Genomic DNA, 12,038 nt, shown 5'->3' with positions numbered 1-12,038 from the left:
ACAGATCGGCCGGTCCGCTGCGCTGGTTGAAGGCTGCGCTGACCGGCCTCTTGCCAACCCCACCAACCCCAGTTCAGATCACCAAAGGACTCTCGTTATCGCTGGATGAAAAACGGGGGTCACGTCATCACCTGATGCTGCTAGGTTCCTGAAAATGTCGAGCTCTGCTGATATCCATCTCAGTCAGTTGTTTCCGACGGTCGCGCGCATCCTCGCGGGAGCGGCGGGCACAGCAATTGTTGCAATTGCGGTGATCGAGCTCTGGCCTGGTGCGTGGCCCCTTGGATGGCATTCGCTGTTCGTTGGACCAATTCTCGTCGGCGGCGTGGCGATCGGAGGTCTGCTGCTCGCCGCGGCGATTTTCGGAGAACAAGTCGTCTGGACCATCAACGATACCGGGATCGCGATCCGGCGCCGCAATATTTTGGGAACGCGGCAGGGCATCGTTCGTCCCCACGATCTTGTGAGCGTCGAGCTGCACGAAAACGAATGGGAGTCCCGCCCCAGTACGTTTGGCATCGTCTTGCAACTCGCGTCCGGCAAACGCCTGGTCTCACCGGACTGCGCGAGCAAAGCGGAGGCGGAAGTTTTGCGCGACCGGCTTCGCACCCGCCTCGGCAACATCCAATGACAAAGACCACTCCCGCTGAAATATGCCGACGCCTGGCCGCGATCTACCGCCATTCATTTGGCGGCGGCGTGTCCGCATTCGCCTTTGCTAACGAGGTCACCTTCCATCGCTATGGTGAACAACCGGCTTCGTTATCGGGTCACCCCGAAGAGACGACGCTGTTCGAAATCGGTTCCATAACCAAGGTGTTCACAGCACTGCTACTTGCCAAATTCAGCATCGATGGACGAGTCGCACTTGACCGACCTGTTGGAGATATTCTGACAGAGTTTTCCAACCTGCCCGTTTGGGTGACCCCTCGCTCCCTTGCCACCCACACTGCCGGCTTGCCGCGTGTGCCCCGGGGGCTCGCCCGACGCGGGATGACCAACCCCTATGTGGGATTCCGCGGCCCAGACCTTATTGCCTGGAGCAGAACCTATCGGCCACGACGGCCGCCCCGCCCCGGCCAGATTGCCTATTCGAATCTCGGTTTCGGATTGCTCGGTTACTTGTTGGGCAAATTGCATGGATGCGGATTTGAAAATGCACTTGAGAGGGAGGTTCTCCGGCCGCTCGGTCTGCAGGACACAAAGATCACCCTTGAGCCCGACGACCGCCTCGCGCAGCCTCATTCGTTTTGGGGGCACCCGGTGCCGGCCTGGGAATTCGACGCGCTCGCGGGCTGTGGCGCCTTGCGGTCGACGCCAAAGGACATGCTGGGATTCGGGCGTGCCGTTGCTGCAGCATCGCGACAGCCTGGTCCGCTGGCCGAGGCAATCAGGCTTTCGCTGCAAATTCAATTTCCGAGCGGCCGGGATGCCGTGCCCTCACAGTGTTTCGGCTGGCTGGCGACGGTCCAGCGCGAGACGAAGGCTATTATCTACGGTCACGATGGCGGTACGCACGGAAGTTCGGCGTTGCTCTTCGTTTGTCAGGAGCACGAGTTCACTTTGCTGTTGCTCGCCAACACGCCTACCACTCTTGTGACGATGTGGCGGCAGATGCGTGCAGATTTCAACGGCCTTTTGCTAGACGCCGTCCAGTTGGCCCGTTGATTGTCGCGGCCTAACCGCAGTCGCCGTGGAGCGCTTTTTTCACAGCCTCCGCGCTTTGGAGGGCAGGCGTTTCTTGAACTTGCAGAAGGCCTTCTGGATGGGGTTGAAGTCGGGGCTCCAGGGCGGAGGAACAGGAACCTGATCAAGGGCGGCGTCATGGCCAGAGGAAGCGCAAGAAAGAGGCAGCTAGAAAGGCCACATCGGGCTCATGTCGCTGAACCGCGGCGACGTGCCAACGACCCCCTTCGAGGAAATCGGGACGGATGGTCGAGTTCGCAACAACGTAAGCGCTGAGCAAATCGGCCAGAGAGCCGGACGCGAGCGACGTGCAAATGCCGAGGGGAATAAGGCCCGATTCGGCACGCCCTAACGAGCACACATCGATTGCGGTGCCCGAGTGCTGTGCCGGCTCGATCCATGAACCGCTGGGCAGCATCGGTATGCTGATCTCACAAGGGTGATGGATGAAGAGCGTGGCTCCGACTTCGTTCTTCCAGATTGCGAATGCGTCGGCCGATCGCCGATTGTTCAACCTTCAGCACTTTGGCCGCTCGACGGAAGCTTCCGCCTTTGTCGACCGCAAACAGATAACGCAGGTGACCAACTTCGATCGTCATCGCATCGCCGCGCCGCCGACCGACTTGTACAAGGCCACCAGGGCGAGGGCCTCACGCTCGCGGACATCGGCACTGTTCAGCTCCGCTTGACGCAAGGCGACCGTCGCGTCCAAGACGTCGGTGAGGCTCGCCAGCCCCTGCCGGTACAGTAAATCAGCGTTTGCTGCCGCCCGGCGCGCGGCCGTCGCGCCGGTTGCGAGCCATTCCGCGCGCCGCCGTTCGGCGTCGAGCGCGTTCAGCGCATTCTCGGTCTCCTCGACGCCCTCCAGCACGGCTTGGCGATAGGCGAAAATGGCTTCAGCGAGCGCCGCATCTCGTGCCGTAACGACAGCACGTCGCGTGCCCCAGTCGAACAACGGGATCGTCAGCAATGGACCCGCCGAGGCGTTGATCACCCGCCCCGGAAGCGAATTCCCGATCAGATTGTCGCCGAGGGTGATGTCGCCCGTCAGCGTCATGCGCGGGTAGAGGTCGCCCACCGAGACGTCGAGCTCCGCCGCAGCCTGCGCCACGGCGCGCTCGGCGCTTCGAATTTCCGGTCGGGTTCGCACCAGGTCGACCGGCAACAGGCGAAGCGAGACCTGATCCGGAAGGGGTTGCCCAGCGGGCAACACCAGCCGGGCGTCGACGCTCGAACGGCCGGCCAGGACGGCGAGCCGCTGGGTGGCCTGCTGGATCGCCTGGTCCGTGAGCGGGATCTGGGCCCCGGTCTCCGCCGAGGCCGTGACTAGGCGATCGATATCGAAGTCGCTCGCGACGCCCGCCGCTCGACGTTCCCGCGTGAGCGAGAGCAGCTTGTCCTGTTCACCCGCGATGGCAGTCAAAAGCGCGCGCCGGCGCTGGGCGCCGCGCAGCTCGACATAGGTCCGCACGACTTCCGCCACGACCGTGGCCCGCGCGGCCTCGGCATCGGCCTGAGAAACTTCGGCGGACGCTTGTGCTGACCGCACGCGCGCGGACGCGCCGCCGAACAGATCAATCTCCCAGGAGGCGTCGAACCCGGCCTGAAAAAAGCCGGTGGTTGGCTCGTCCTGCACAACGGTTGGGCCGAACGCGTTCGAGCCGCCGGGGATGCCGACCAGACTGGTCGATCCCGAGAGGCGCCGTTGCACGCGTGCGCCGGACGACGCCCCAAACTGCGGCAGCCCCTGACTGATCGCGGGCCGCACCAGCGCGCGGGCGCCGCGAACGCGGTACGCCGCTTGAGCCAGCGTAAGATTCTGCGCGATGGACTCGGCGACGAGCGAGTCGAGGACGGGATCATCGAACGCGCGCCACCAACTCGAAAGGTCCGGACCTGCTCGCAGCGGGACGGATCCGCGGTTTGCCCAGTCGGTCGACAGCGGTTGTTCCATCGCGGGCAACGGGCCGAGCGAAGCGCACGCGGACAGCGTTGATCCGAGTAACACCGCCACTACGAGCGCGACCGGCCCGCCTTTCCTTTTTGAAGGGGTCACGCGGTTCTCCTCACTGGTGGACCTTGACGACCTGAAGCTGCTGATTTATTAGACCGATTACTCGGTCTATATCAAGCGCCCTTTTGGCGGCTCGCCGACAACAGGAGTTCTGATGTGCGCAAGGTTGATCAGGAACGGCAGCAGGCCAAGCGACGGCAGATCGTCCAGGCGGCGATTGAATGCTTCGCGCGGCGCGGGTTCCACGCCACCACGACCGCTGAAATCTGCGAGGCGGCCGGCATGAGTCCCGGCAACCTGTTCCACTATTTCGACAGCAAGAATTCGATCATCCAGGCCATTGCGGAGGAGGATCAGCGCGAGACGGCGGCCTTGTTCGCTCAGCTCGAGAAGAGTGAGGATGTCCTGGCGGCGCTGCTGGAGATGGCGGAGGCGGCGATGACCCAGGCCACCGATCAGGTCTACGCCCGTATCAGCATCGAGATCGCCGCCGAGGCGACCCGCAATCCAAAGATCACCGCGCTGTTCGTGGTCAACGAAGGCGAGACCAAGGCGGCGTTGGTCGCCTTGCTCGCTCGCGGCATCGATCGAGGACAGATCGACCGAAGCCTCGACCCCGAACTCGCCGCGACCTGGCTCATCGCTCTGCTCGACGGCGCCATCGGTCGCGCCGTCATGGATCCGACCTTCGACCCCAAAACGCACGCGCCGACGCTGCGCCTTATGATCACCCGCTTCCTCAGCCCGGCGGCGGGCTGAGCCGCTTCCACACCGGAGAATCGAGATGATGCAATCGCCGCCGCGACCTCCCTTGCCTGCCCGCCTTTCCGCGCTCGGCGTGATCGCCTGCCTGGCCTGGACCGCCGTCGCGATGCCCGCCAAGGCTCAGACGCCGGCCCTGGCATCCGGCCACTGGCGAACCGCCGACGGGGCCACCATCGTCGAGATCAAGCCTTGCGCCCAGACCTTGTGCGGTCGGCTGGTCTGGGTTCGGGAGGGCGCCGACGCCCGCGACGAACGCAACCCCGACCGGTCAAGGCGGTCCGCGCCGATTTGCGGGCTGAACGTGTTCAGCCGATTCCGGTACGAAGGCGGACGCTGGTCGGGCGGTTCGATCTACGATCCCGAAGCGGGCGAAGCGATAGCCGGGGTGAGCCTCGGCGCGCGCGGCGACGCGCTCACACTTACGGTCGGCCGGGGCCTGTTCGCCGGGAGCGAAACATGGCGGCGCGTCCCGTCTCCCGCGCGCTCCTGCCAGGCCGGCTGAGATGAGCGTCGCCGCGTCCCGACGCATCCCGGTCTACGGCGTCATTGCGGCGGGCGGCGTCTCGATGCTCGGCAACGCGGTCGCCGCAGTTGCCTTGCCGTGGTTCGTGCTCGACCTGACCGGGAGCGCGGCCTGGACCGGCGTCGCCGGCGCGGTGGGCATGACGCCGTTGATCCTCGGCGCCTTCTTCGGCGGGGCCGTAATAGATCGGCTGGGCTCGCGCCGCGTGGCCGTATCGGGTGATCTCGTGAACGCCGCCTGTGTCGGGGCCATTCTCGTGCTGCAGGCGCTCGGGCTGCTGACCCTGGCGCCGCTGCTGATCCTGATCGCGGTCGGCGCGCTGCTCGACGGACCCGCCGTCACGGCGCAGGAATCGCGCTATCCCGAGCTCGCGCGCTTGGCCGGTCTGCGGCTCGAGCGCGTCACGGCGCTGGACGAACTGATCGACAACGGCGCGATGATCGCCGGACCTATCCTGGCCGGCCTTGCGATCGCCACCGTCGGACCCGCGCCCACCCTCGTGATCACCGCCGGATGCGCCCTGATCGCGACAATCATGAACTTCATTTTCCTGCCGCGTCACCGACCGTCGCGGCGCGCGGCCGAGGGCGGGCGTCCGAACGACGTCCTGACCGGCGTGCGGTTTCTGTTCGGCGACCCGCTGCTGCGCACCCTGCTGTTCCTCGGGATGGGGGTCGTCGCCATCTTCGGCGCGCTTGACGCCGTCGTCATGCCGGTCTTCATCCGTGAGAGCGGCCGCGACATCGCCGAGCTCGGCTGGTTCCTCGCGGCCGCCGGAGGCGGCGCGGCGACGGGCGCGCTCGGTTATGCGAGCGTCGGCCACCGCATCGCCAAGCGGTTCGTGCTGCTTGGTTGCCTCGCGGCCGAAGCGGTCGCCATGTTCCTGCTTGTTGGCCAGGTGGGGGGCACGACGCTCCTGATCGCCGGCGCGCTCGCGGGTCTCGGCGCGGGTCCGCTCGGTCCGCTCGTTAACACCGTGCTGCTGCGCCGGACCCCAATGGCGATCCGCGGTCGCGTCCTCGGAGCGTCCACCGCGGTCGCGCTCACCGCGACGCCGCTCGCGGTGCTGCTCGCCGGCGGCGTCATCGAGATGCTCGGCACCCGGACGCTGCTGCTCGGCGGCGCCGGCCTGTTCGCGGGGTTGGCCTGCCTCGCGGTCGCGCTCCCGTCGTTGCGGCAACTTGATCGTGAACCGGCCCCCGATCGTGCCGATCGTCGCCAGGCCGATCCGTCTGCCGTCCTGCCCGCAACCGTCCCCCCGACCTCGAAACACCCCCGGAGTCCTTGATGACCGGATCGCACCCGTCCGCGCCCGGCGTGACGCCGCGCCCGAAAGCGCCACCGCGCCGTCGCGCCCTCATCATCGCGGCCGTCATCCTGATCGTGGTCTGCGGAGGTTGGGGGCTCTGGAGCGTCTTCGCCCGGGAGGAGGTACCCGCCAAGCCTGTTCCGGCAGCGTCGGCCCAGGGCGTGCGTGTCAGCACCGTCGCCGCCGCCCCCGCCACCCTGACGCAATGGCTCCGCGTCACGGGCACCGTGGTCGCGCGCGACGAGATCTCGATTGGGACGGCCTTGCAGGACCAGCGCGTCGCCGCGGTCCTGGTCGATGAGGGCGACCGGGTTGTCGCCGGCCAAGTTCTCGCCCGTCTGGAAACCGAGACTCTGCGGGCCCAAGCCCGCCAGGCCGAGGCGGCGGTGACGCGCGCCCGCGCCGCCATCGCCCAACAGCAGGCCGTCAACGTCGAGGCCCAGGCCAACCTGCAACGCATCCTGCCGCTCGGCCGGTCCGGGGCGGTCAGCGAACAGCAGGTCGATGAGCGGCGCGCCCAGGCGGGGTCGTCAGCGGCCGGGCTCGACGTGGCGCGCGCCGAACTGGCGCAGGCCGAGGCGCAACTGGCCGACGCCCGGTCCCAGCTTTCCCGCGCCGAGATCCGTGCACCGGCCGCCGGCATCATCTCCGAGCGCACCGCCCGCATTGGTGCGCTCGCGTCAGGGCCCGACCCGCTGTTTCGTCTGATCCGGGCCGGGCAGCTGGAGCTCGATGGCGAAGTGTCCGAACTCGACCTCGCGACGATCGATGTCGGACGCCCGGTCCGGGTCGAGGTCGCCAGCGTAGCCGACGCGATCGAGGGTCGCGTCCGCCTCATCGCGCCAAAGGTCGATCCTCAGTCGCGGCTCGGCCGCGTCCGGGTCAGCCTGCCCACCGATCCCGACATCCGGGCGGGTGCCTTCGCCAGGGGCTCGATCTTGACTGGCGACGCCGTCGCACCCGTCACGGTACCGCGATCGGCGGTGACGACCAACGCTCAAGGTGGCGCCTCGGTCATGGTGGTCGCCGCAGACGGGCGCGCCTCACGCCGCCTCGTCTCTACCGGCCGAAGCGACGACTACCGAATCGAGATCGCCCAAGGTCTGCGCGCTGGGGAACGGGTGGTCGCCCGCGCGACCGCGTTCGTGCGCGACGGCGATCGAGTCCCACTCGCCGAGACGCGAGCGTCTGCGCCGACGGAGGCGGGTCGATGAACTTCCAGCTTTCCTCTTGGGCGATCCGCCGCCCGATCCCGACTATCGTCCTGTTCCTGTGTCTGACCCTGGCAGGCGTGGTCAGCTTCCTCAACCTGCCGATCAACGCCAACCCCCGCGTCGACTTCCCCATCGTGTCGGTGACGGTCGTCCAGGCCGGGGCCGCCCCGGCGGAGCTGGAAACCCTGGTCACAAGACGGGTGGAGGGCGCGATCTCGGGCATGTCCGGCATCCGCCACATCACTTCGACGGTCGCGGACGGGGCCTCGGTCACGACGGTCGAGTTCCAGCTTGAAGTCAATCCGGACCGGGCGACGAACGACGTCCGTGACGCCGTCTCGCAGATCCGCTCGGACCTTCCGCAGACGATCGAGGAGCCGATCGTCTCACGCCTCGACGTCGAGGGCGGCGCCATCCTCTACTATGCCGTCAAGTCCTCCGCGCGCGGCCCGGTCGACCTGTCCTGGTTTGTCGACGACACCGTCAGCCGGGAGATTCTGTCCGTCGCGGGCGTGCAACGCGTCCAGCGACTGGGCGGCGTCGATCACGAGGTCCGCGTCGAGCTCAGGCCCGATCGGCTCACCGCGCTCGGCATCACCGCCGATCAGGTCAATGCGCAACTGGCGCAGGTCAATGTCGACGTGCCGGGCGGGCGCGGCGGCTTCGCCGGCCGCGAACATGCGATCCGGACGCTCGGCAGCGCTGCGACCGTGGCCGACCTCGCCTCGACACCGCTCGCGCTGCCGGGCGGACGCTGGGCGACGCTGTCCGACCTAGCCCATGTGACTGACGGTTCCAGCGAGGTCCGGTCGATCGCGCGGCTCAATGGAGAGCCGGTCGTCGGCTTCGCCGTGTTTCGCGCCAAGGGATCGAGCGACACCGTCGTCGCCGAGGGCGTCGAGGCCGCGATCGCGGACCTACAGGCTCAATACCGCGACATGCAAATCCACGAGATCGTCTCGACGGTCGACTACACCCTGTCGAGCTATGAGGCGGCGATGCACACCCTCCTCGAGGGCGCGCTGCTCACCGTCATTGTGGTGTTCTTCTTTCTGCGCGACTGGCGCGCGACCCTGATCGCGGCCGTTGCTCTGCCGCTCTCGATCCTTCCGACCTTCGCGGCGATGGCGGTGTTCGACTTCACACTCAACAGCATCACACTGCTCGCGCTGACGCTGGTGATCGGCATCCTGGTCGATGACGCGATCGTCGAGATCGAGAACATCGATCGCCACCTGCACATGGGCAAGCGTCCCTTCCAGGCCGCGATCGACGCGGCCGACGCGATCGGCTTCGCCGTCGTCGCCATCACGGCAACCATCGTCGCCGTCTTCCTGCCAGTCAGCTTCATCGGCGGGTTCGTCGGCCAGTATTTTGAGCAGTTCGGAATCACCGTCGCCGTCGCCGTCCTCGCCTCGCTGCTGGTCGCGCGGCTCGTCACGCCCTTGATGGCGGCCTACATCATGAAGCCCAAGACCGCGCCGCACGTTGCGCCGAAACATTCCGGTCTGAAGGCCCGCTATCTTGGCGGGCTAACTTGGGCGCTGGCCCACCGGGGCGTCACCATGGCGATCGGCGCGGCCTTCCTGGTCGGATCGGTGATGCTGATCCCGCTTTTGCCATCGGGCTTCCTGCCGACCGGCGACCGCAGCCTGTCGCAGCTCAACGTCTCAATGCCTCCCGGTACGCCGCTCGCCGAAACCGACGCCGTGGTGCAGCGCATCGCCACCGATCTCCGCCGACACCCCGAGGTGCTGTCGGTGTTCGCCTCCGCGGGGTCCGACGATGCGGCAGGGGCCGGCGACGTCGGCAACGGCAGCCTCGTCATCCGCCTGAAACCGCCCAAGGAGCGCGACCTCAGCCAGAAGGAATTCGAGCAGGCGGTCCGCCCGGCGCTCAGCCGGATCGACGACATCCGCTTCTCCTTCCAGGGCGAGAGCGCCGCGCGCGACATCTCGATCATCCTGGTCGGGAGCGACCCCGCTGGCTTGGCCGAGGGCGCGCGCGATCTGGAAGCAGAAATGCGCGGCGTCGGCGGCATCGCCAACGTCCAGGTCAACGAACCGTTGCCCCGTCCCGAACTGCTGATCCGGCCGCGCCTGGACGAGGCGGCGCGGTCCGGCGTGTCGCCGGTCACCATCGGCACGGTCGCGCGCATCGCCACCGTCGGCGACATCGACGCCAACTCCGCCAAGTTCAACCTCGGCGACCGCCAGGTGCCGATCCGGGTCTCGCTTCCAATCGACGAGCGCGGCGATCTAGAGACGCTACGATCGCTTCGGGTCCCGACCGATGCCGGCGAGACCGTGCCGCTGAGCGCGGTCGCGGACGTGCGGTTCGGCGATGGATCCGCCCGGATCGAGCGCTTCGACCGTTTGCGCCGGGTCTCGGTCGACGCCGACCTCGCGGGCGCGGCCCTGGGCACGGCCCTGGCCGACATCGCCGCCCTGCCAGCGATGCAAAACCTTCCCGAAGGCTTGCGTCAGGTTGAGTATGGCGACGCCGAATATATGACCGAGATGTTCGAGAAATTCGGGCTTGCGATGGCCTTTGGCATCCTGATGGTGTTCGGGGTCCTCGTCCTCCTGTTCAAGGACTTCTTCCAACCGATCACGATTTTGACCGCACTGCCGCTGTCGATCGGCGGCGCCATCGGCGGGCTGTTGCTGTTCGGCGCGGCGCTCGACCTACCCGCCGTCATCGGCATCCTGATGCTGATGGGGATCGTGACGAAGAACTCGATCCTGCTGGTCGAGTTCGCGATCGAGAAACGCCGCGAGGGCCTGTCCCGCCACGACGCCTTGATGCAGTCGGGCTCCGACCGCGCCCGGCCGATCATCATGACCACCATCGCCATGATCGCCGGCATGATCCCAGCCGTGCTCAGCACAGGCGCGGACGCCGGGTTCCGGGCGCCCATGGCGGTCGCCGTCATCGGCGGGCTGGTCACCTCGACGCTTCTGAGCCTGATCTTCGTGCCGGTGGTCTTCACCTACATGGACGATCTGCGCGGTTGGGCCGGACGCAAGCTCGGCCGCGCGACTTCGGTGACCGGGGCGGACCGCGAAGCGGCGGACCGCTCGCTTCTCGAGCGGAGGGTGTGATGCTTGTCGCCAAGCCGAACCCTATCTCTTCGAATCGGCGGTACGACGGCGCGAGCCTGCGGATCCGGGGAAATGGGGTTTTCCGCGACTCCGACTTTCAGTGGGCCAGCCATCTCATCAGCCGTTGACCGCGCGTGGCGTGGCGTTGCCTTGGCATGGCCTGAAGTGTTGCCCCGGTCGGCCGGATCGGGGCTGGGGGGAAGTTTTCTCGATTCATCACGGGCGCGGCTGGCGGATTGGCCTTCCACACTCGGTTTCCTGCTGTTTTTCCAGGGTCCGCTCGCCTTCGCCGCGTTCGTTGCGGGTCTCGCCGCTGCAAAGGCCGACTTTTTCACATCGGGCGGCCAAGCCCGCTATCGGCTCGGGAAGGCGACACCTTGGCTGTTCGTCGTCGCGATCACGCTCAACGCCTTCTATGCTGCGACCGACGGGGGATGGCTATGGTCGGACGACGGCTCCCTGGCGCTGTCTGGCCTGTGCGCCTTGTCGCTGGGCGCCAAGACCGAAGTTCGCAACATGGGATCGAAGGGCGAGCGCACGCTCTCAGCCGTTTGGCAGGAAATGCTTAGCATGGGTGACGACCCCGCCTATGTGCCGCCGATGGTAGCCGTTTCGACGACGCCTGCGTTTTACGCCTTTCGCGGCCGCGAAGTGCGCATCATGTATGTCCATGCGGAAGCGTGGGGCGCAGGGCTTTGGCGAGTGAGCCAGTGATCCGAAGCGAGTCTCAACAGTATACCGCAAAAACGAACTCAACGACGACGGGCACGACCGCAGTCGTGCTGCCCAAGGAGGCGGTAGTGGCGGGTAGCAAATTCCTTACCCCGGAAGAGGTAGCTGAGCGCTATCGTGGAGGCATTTCGGTCGGAACCCTCCGAAACTGGCGCGCAATGCGTCTCGGCCCTTCCTTCGTCAAGGTCGGCAAGACCGTCCTATATCCCGCCGATGATCTTGATGCATGGGACGAAAAGAATAGAGTGCATTGCCGTGCCTCCAAACGACTCGTTGAGCGGCTGGGTGATCGGGCGTGATGATCCCGAACGGGCAAGGTCAACAGATCCCAATGACCGGCACCATCCGCAGCCAACGGGAGACTTATTGTAGCAATACCAATATGTTATGACTTCGCTTGGTCTGGTCCACCACCATCCGCACCGCCCGGGCGCGTACCTCAGGTGAGAACTTGTTCGTCGTCTTGCTCGTCATAGCCCCTTCCTCTCAGGAGTTGGGGCCTCCGACAAACCCGGCGCGGTTCATTGGAAGATCGGCCATCGGCGCCGAGCCGGGTGTGGAACCTGACGTGACCCCCGTTTTTCATCCAGCGATAACGAGAGTCCTTTGGTGATCTGAACTGGGGTTGGTGGGGTTGGCAAGAGGCCGGTCAGCGCAGCCTTCAACCAGCGCAGCGGACCGGCCGATCTGT

11 protein-coding genes are annotated in these 12,038 nt (G+C 66.4%); 9 read left to right on the top strand and 2 right to left on the bottom strand.

All coding sequences use genetic code 11. The features are described from left to right. Positions 1-154: 154 nt before the first annotated feature. Together KYX69_RS22340 and KYX69_RS22335 are read left to right on the top strand one after the other, a co-directional pair. Complete coding sequence (locus KYX69_RS22340) at positions 155-631, top strand: hypothetical protein (protein ID WP_300501572.1); 477 nt, start codon at positions 155-157, stop codon at positions 629-631. Then, positions 628-1,668: a serine hydrolase gene (locus tag KYX69_RS22335; RefSeq protein ID WP_300501571.1), complete on the top strand. Its 1,041-nt coding sequence runs from the start codon at positions 628-630 to the stop codon at positions 1,666-1,668. The genes KYX69_RS22340 and KYX69_RS22335 overlap by 4 nt, the downstream gene beginning before the upstream one ends. A 449-nt stretch (positions 1,669-2,117) precedes the next feature. On the opposite strand, the gene KYX69_RS22330 is transcribed toward KYX69_RS22335, so the two are convergent. Further along, on the bottom strand, positions 2,118-2,285 hold the full coding sequence (locus tag KYX69_RS22330) for a LysR family transcriptional regulator (protein WP_300501570.1): 168 nt from the start codon (positions 2,283-2,285) through the stop codon (positions 2,118-2,120). Continuing rightward, positions 2,282-3,694: an efflux transporter outer membrane subunit gene (locus KYX69_RS22325; protein ID WP_300501573.1), complete on the bottom strand. Its 1,413-nt coding sequence runs from the start codon at positions 3,692-3,694 to the stop codon at positions 2,282-2,284. Before KYX69_RS22325 ends, KYX69_RS22330 begins: the two co-directional genes overlap by 4 nt. Positions 3,695-3,856: 162 nt before the next feature. Between KYX69_RS22325 and KYX69_RS22320 the strand changes: the two genes are divergently transcribed. The 7 genes from KYX69_RS22320 (at position 3,857) to KYX69_RS22290 (ending at position 11,646) form a co-directional block, all read left to right on the top strand. Continuing rightward, positions 3,857-4,459, top strand: coding sequence for a TetR/AcrR family transcriptional regulator (locus KYX69_RS22320; protein WP_300501569.1), 603 nt, complete (start codon positions 3,857-3,859; stop codon positions 4,457-4,459). Between the two features lie 25 nt (positions 4,460-4,484). Next, positions 4,485-4,967 carry a DUF2147 domain-containing protein gene (locus tag KYX69_RS22315; RefSeq protein WP_300501568.1) on the top strand — a complete coding sequence of 161 codons (483 nt, stop codon included), beginning with the start codon at positions 4,485-4,487 and terminating at the stop codon, positions 4,965-4,967. Between the two features lies 1 nt (position 4,968). Continuing rightward, positions 4,969-6,276, top strand: a complete 1,308-nt coding sequence (locus KYX69_RS22310; protein ID WP_300501567.1) for an MFS transporter — start codon at positions 4,969-4,971, stop codon at positions 6,274-6,276. Then, a complete protein-coding gene (locus KYX69_RS22305) occupies positions 6,276-7,511 on the top strand; it encodes an efflux RND transporter periplasmic adaptor subunit (RefSeq protein WP_300501566.1) in 1,236 nt (411 codons plus the stop codon). The genes KYX69_RS22310 and KYX69_RS22305 overlap by 1 nt, the downstream gene beginning before the upstream one ends. Beyond that, complete coding sequence (locus KYX69_RS22300) at positions 7,508-10,615, top strand: efflux RND transporter permease subunit (RefSeq protein WP_300501565.1); 3,108 nt, start codon at positions 7,508-7,510, stop codon at positions 10,613-10,615. Before KYX69_RS22305 ends, KYX69_RS22300 begins: the two co-directional genes overlap by 4 nt. A 150-nt stretch (positions 10,616-10,765) precedes the next feature. Continuing rightward, positions 10,766-11,329, top strand: a complete 564-nt coding sequence (locus KYX69_RS22295; RefSeq protein ID WP_300501564.1) for a hypothetical protein — start codon at positions 10,766-10,768, stop codon at positions 11,327-11,329. Beyond that, positions 11,296-11,646: a helix-turn-helix domain-containing protein gene (locus KYX69_RS22290; RefSeq protein ID WP_367280220.1), complete on the top strand. Its 351-nt coding sequence runs from the start codon at positions 11,296-11,298 to the stop codon at positions 11,644-11,646. Before KYX69_RS22295 ends, KYX69_RS22290 begins: the two co-directional genes overlap by 34 nt. The last annotated feature ends 392 nt before the right edge of the window (positions 11,647-12,038 follow it).

Origin of the sequence: Sphingomonas sp., from assembly GCF_030145815.1 — a bacterium.
In the GTDB taxonomy this organism is placed as follows: Bacteria; Pseudomonadota; Alphaproteobacteria; order Sphingomonadales; family Sphingomonadaceae; genus Sphingomonas.
Note: the sequence above shows the minus strand (reverse complement) of the source record. Positions and strands in the feature narration are given on the sequence as shown.

Coding starts and splice junctions, on each gene's coding strand:
- KYX69_RS22340 (WP_300501572.1), top strand. CDS start 155: ATGTCGAGCTCTGCTGATATCCATCTCAGTCAGTTGTTTCCGACGGTC.
- KYX69_RS22335 (WP_300501571.1), top strand. CDS start 628: ATGACAAAGACCACTCCCGCTGAAATATGCCGACGCCTGGCCGCGATC.
- KYX69_RS22330 (WP_300501570.1), bottom strand. CDS start 2,285: ATGACGATCGAAGTTGGTCACCTGCGTTATCTGTTTGCGGTCGACAAA.
- KYX69_RS22315 (WP_300501568.1), top strand. CDS start 4,485: ATGATGCAATCGCCGCCGCGACCTCCCTTGCCTGCCCGCCTTTCCGCG.
- KYX69_RS22310 (WP_300501567.1), top strand. CDS start 4,969: ATGAGCGTCGCCGCGTCCCGACGCATCCCGGTCTACGGCGTCATTGCG.
- KYX69_RS22305 (WP_300501566.1), top strand. CDS start 6,276: ATGACCGGATCGCACCCGTCCGCGCCCGGCGTGACGCCGCGCCCGAAA.
- KYX69_RS22300 (WP_300501565.1), top strand. CDS start 7,508: ATGAACTTCCAGCTTTCCTCTTGGGCGATCCGCCGCCCGATCCCGACT.